The organism is Tahibacter caeni (assembly GCF_024609805.1).
Taxonomy (GTDB): Bacteria; Pseudomonadota; Gammaproteobacteria; order Xanthomonadales; family Rhodanobacteraceae; genus Tahibacter; species Tahibacter caeni.
On the sequence record NZ_JANFVR010000388.1, the window covers coordinates 1 to 3,955 of the forward strand.

Below are 3,955 nucleotides of genomic sequence, written 5' to 3' on the forward strand. Positions count from 1 at the left end.
GCGCGTCCAGCGCAGCGCGGGCCGGGCCGGCGTCGCCGCGGCCAGGGCCTGCTGACGCGCGCGGTTGAGCCGCGACAGGGTCGCTGCGTCGAGGTTCTGCGCCGAGGCGTCGAGCACGGCGCGCGCCCGTTCGGTCCAGTCGTCGGGTTTCATCGGTGTGCCTCCAGGGCCGTGCGCAGCGCCGCGAGCGCGCGCCACAGATGGGTCTTCACGCTGCCTTCGCCGCAGCGCATGGCGGTGGCCGTGTCGGCCACGTCCAGTCCTTCCCAGATGCGCAGCAGGAAGGCCTGGCGCTGGCGCAGCGGCAGGCCGCGCAGCGCGCCTTCCAGGGCCTGTCCCGCATCCTCGCCGATCAGGCGCGCGAGCGGGCCGGTTTCTGCCGGGTCCGCCGCCATCGCGACCGGATCCTCGTCGTCGTCCTCGCGCGCCGCCGGCCACCAGGTGCCGAGCCAGCGGCCGCGGACCTGGCTGCGCCGGTGCCAGTCGGTCACCCGGCTGTCGAGCACGCGGTGGAACAGCGGCGGCCAGTCGGCCTCAGGCTTGCCGGCATAGTTGCGCACGAAGGCCAGCATCGCATCCTGCACGAGGTCCAGGGCCTCGTCGCGACTGCCGACCGAGAGCTCGGCGATGCGCAGTGCGCGCCGCTCGACGCTGCGCAGGAAGCCGTCGAGCCGGGTCTTCGCGGTGGCCGCTCGCGCCTCGTCCAATGGCATCCAGTCGCAACCCTTCGCCGGCTGAGCCGTCATTCTAGGCAACCTCCAGACCGGCAGGGACTTGGTGTCGGGCCGCGCCGGTCGTCCGGGCCGACGCGGCCGGGTGTCGACCCCAGCTGCCGGAGGCGAAGCCGTGACGGCTACGGACCTGGAACGGGAGCCGTGCGGTGCACATGGTTCAGGCCTCTGCGGGTTCTCGCGGCATGTCGAACCCTCCTAACGCGGGCAGCCGCAGGCGGTTGACAGGCGGCAAAGCCAGCAATGGTGCGGTGGAGCGAGCGCGGCGGTCCTGTCAAGGGTTGTGCACAGCCCCGGAGTGCCAGGCGCGACGCGGCTCACAAACCGGCAAAGTGCTGCATATGACCTTTTTAAGACAATTTAACGCATTGATTTCCAAGGAATATGGCGAATTGATTAAAGATTCGCCAACGGCGGGCGGAGCGCGTATCTACGGCCTTTGCACGCTGCTGCCGGGCGGTCTTCCACAAGCTTATCCACAGGGCTTGTGGATAAGCGGCAAAACCCTTCTGAAACAGCTCCCTGCGGATCATTGCTGAGAAACTCGCCAGCAATGTAGCGGGGCGGCCCGAATCGCCTGGGCGAACTCCCGTCCAGGGCCCTGGCGCCGCCCGGGAGGCTCGGAGATGATCGGGCTTTCGCCTGCCCGGAGCCCCGCATGTCCGACACGATCGCGCCCATGGACCGCCGCCGCTTCCTGATGCTGCCCGCGGCCGCGCTGGCAGCCGCGCAGATCCCGGCCTGGGCGACGACGGTCGTGGACACCCACGCGCGCTGGCGCGGCAGCCTCGTGGTCAACGCGCTGGGCTCCCTAGGCAATCCGAACGTGCCGGACGCCGACCAGGGCTCGGGTCTCGGCGGGCGCAAGCGCGAGCGGCTGACCCTCGACGAGCGCGAGCGCGCCGACCTGCGCGCCTCGGGCCTCAGCGCGGTCAACTGCACGCTCGGCCACGTCGCCGGTCCGGACGATCCGTTCCGCAGCACGGTTTCGGACATCGCGCGCTACGAGCGCTTCCTGCGCGACTACCCCGACGCGGTGACCAAGGTGCTGCGCGCGGCCGACATCGAGCGCGCCCGGCGCGAGGGCAAGGTCGGCCTGATCTACGGCTTCCAGAACACCCTGATGATCGGCGACGAGCTCGAGCGTGTCGACGTGTTCGCCGACCTCGGCGTGCGCGTGATCCAGCTGACCTACAACCCGGCCAACGCGGTCGGCGACGGCGCGATGGCCAAGGAGAACCGCGGCCTGACGCCGTTCGGCCGCGAGCTCGTCGCACGGCTCAACGACAACCGCCTGATGGTCGACCTGTCGCACAGCGGCGAGAACACCTGCCTGGAAGCGGCGCGCGTGTCCAAGCAGCCGATCTCGATCAACCACACCGGCTGCCGCGCGCTGGTCGACCTGCCGCGCAACAAGACCGACTCGGAGCTGCGTCTCGTCGCCGAGCGCGGCGGCTTCGTCGGCATCTATTTCATGCCGTTTCTCAACGCGAAGGGCATCGTGACCGCAGCCGACGTGGTCGCGCACATCGAGCATGCGGTCAAGATCTGCGGCGAGGACGCCGTCGGCATCGGCACTGACGGCACGGTGACCCAGATCGACGACCTCGACGCGTACCGCGCCGTGCTCGCGCGCGAAGTCGAGGAACGGCGCAAGGCCGGCATCGCCGCGGCCGGCGAAGGCCCGCACACCCTGCCGTTCGCCGTCGACCTGCGCGGCGCGGGCCAGTTCTTCCAGCTGGCCGTGCTGCTCGAGAAGCGCGGCCATCCGACCGCGCGCATCGAGAAGATCCTCGGCGGCAACTTCCTGCGCTATGCGGGCCAGATCTGGCGGTGACGCCAGGACCGACGGAGCCGCCTCCATGTCCGACGAATTCATCGTGCTCGTGAACCGCGTGGTCGTGCCGCTGGGCCTGATCGCGATCATGTTCAGCATGGGCCTGTCGCTGCGGCCGCGAGAGTTCGCCGAGGTCGCACGCAATCCGCGCGCGGTGCTCGGCGGCCTGTTCGGCCAGCTCGTGCTGCTGCCGCCACTGGCCGTGGCCGTCGCGGCGCTGTTCCGCCTGCCGCCCGCGATGGCCGCCGGGCTGTTCATCCTCGCGATCTGCCCCGGCGGCATCACCTCCAACGCGATCACCTATGCGGCCAAGGCCAACGTCGCGCTCGCCGTCGTGCTGACGACGGTGTCGAGCCTGATCACGGTGTTCACGATTCCGCCGCTGCTCAACTGGGCGCTGTCGCATTATTTCGTCGCCGGCGAAGTGCCGCCGCTGTCGGTGCCGGCGACGATGCGCCAGCTCGCCCAGATGACCCTGGCGCCGATCCTCGCCGGCATGCTCGTCAACCGTCTCTGGCCTGACGCGGCCGCGCGCCTGACCGTCTGGCTGCGGCCGGCTTCGCTGATCGTGCTGATCGCGGTCATCGCGTTCGCCGTGCTGGCCAGCGTCGAGCTCGTGCTCGCCAACCTGCTGCAGGCCGGCCCGGCGGCGTATCTGCTGAATGCCGCGAGCATGGCGCTGGGCCTCGGCATCGCCGCGCTGCTGCGGCTGGAGCGCAACGACAGCCTGACCGTCGCGATCGAGGTCGGTATCCACAACGCGACGATGGCGACGTTCCTGTCGCTGTCGGTGCTCAAGGAGATGGCGCTCGCGATCACGCCGACGATCTACGGCATCATCATGATCGTCAACGCCGGACTGCTCGTGCGCTGGCTGCGCCGGCGCGCACCCGCGGCCGCGGCGGCAGCATGAGTCTGCTGTTCATCGACGGCGCGCAGGTGCGCGCGCAGCTCGACCTCGGCGCCTGCATCGCCGAGCTGCGCACGGCGATGATCGCGCTGTCGCAGGGCCGCGCGCACCAGCCGCTGCGCAGCGTGCTCGATCTCGATGCCGGCGACGCCTTCGGCGTGATGCCCGGCGCCCTGGCCGACGGCCCGTTCGGCGCCAAGCTCATCAGCGTGTTCCCGCGCAACTTCGAGCGCGGCCTGTCATCGCACCAGGGCGTCATCGTGCTATTCGACCGCGACAGCGGCGCGCCGCAGGCCGTGGTCGACGCGAGCGCGGTGACCGCGCTACGCACCGCGGCCGCATCGGCGCTGGCGACCGATGCGCTCGCGCGGCGCGATGCGCGGGTGCTGGCCCTGCTCGGCTACGGCGAGCAGGCCGCCACGCATCTCGCGGCGATCTCGCGCGTGCGCGACATCGCGCAGGTGCGCGTCTGGGGGC

Annotated in this window: 4 protein-coding genes and 1 pseudogene; 4 read left to right on the top strand and 1 reads right to left on the bottom strand. The window is 70.6% G+C overall.

The window, feature by feature from the left end; genetic code table 11:
- Window positions 1-149: 149 nt before the first annotated feature.
- Window positions 150-746 (bottom strand): RNA polymerase sigma factor, encoded by a 597-nt coding sequence (locus tag NON22_RS21285; protein ID WP_257388996.1) that lies wholly within the window; start codon window positions 744-746, stop codon window positions 150-152.
- A gap of 317 nt (window positions 747-1,063) precedes the next feature.
- On the opposite strand from NON22_RS21285, the gene NON22_RS21290 reads away from it, so the two are divergent.
- From NON22_RS21290 to NON22_RS21305, 4 genes and pseudogenes are all read left to right on the top strand, one after another.
- Complete coding sequence (locus NON22_RS21290) at window positions 1,064-1,270, top strand: hypothetical protein (protein ID WP_257388998.1); 207 nt, start codon at window positions 1,064-1,066, stop codon at window positions 1,268-1,270.
- Window positions 1,271-1,389: 119 nt separating this feature from the next.
- Window positions 1,390-2,568, top strand: a complete 1,179-nt coding sequence (locus NON22_RS21295; RefSeq protein WP_257388999.1) for a dipeptidase — start codon at window positions 1,390-1,392, stop codon at window positions 2,566-2,568.
- Window positions 2,569-2,593: 25 nt separating this feature from the next.
- Complete coding sequence (locus NON22_RS21300; RefSeq protein ID WP_257389000.1) at window positions 2,594-3,481, top strand: bile acid:sodium symporter family protein; 888 nt, start codon at window positions 2,594-2,596, stop codon at window positions 3,479-3,481.
- Window positions 3,478-3,955: pseudogene (locus tag NON22_RS21305) on the top strand (hypothetical protein); the annotation flags it as partial. The gene NON22_RS21300 and the pseudogene NON22_RS21305, both read left to right, overlap by 4 nt.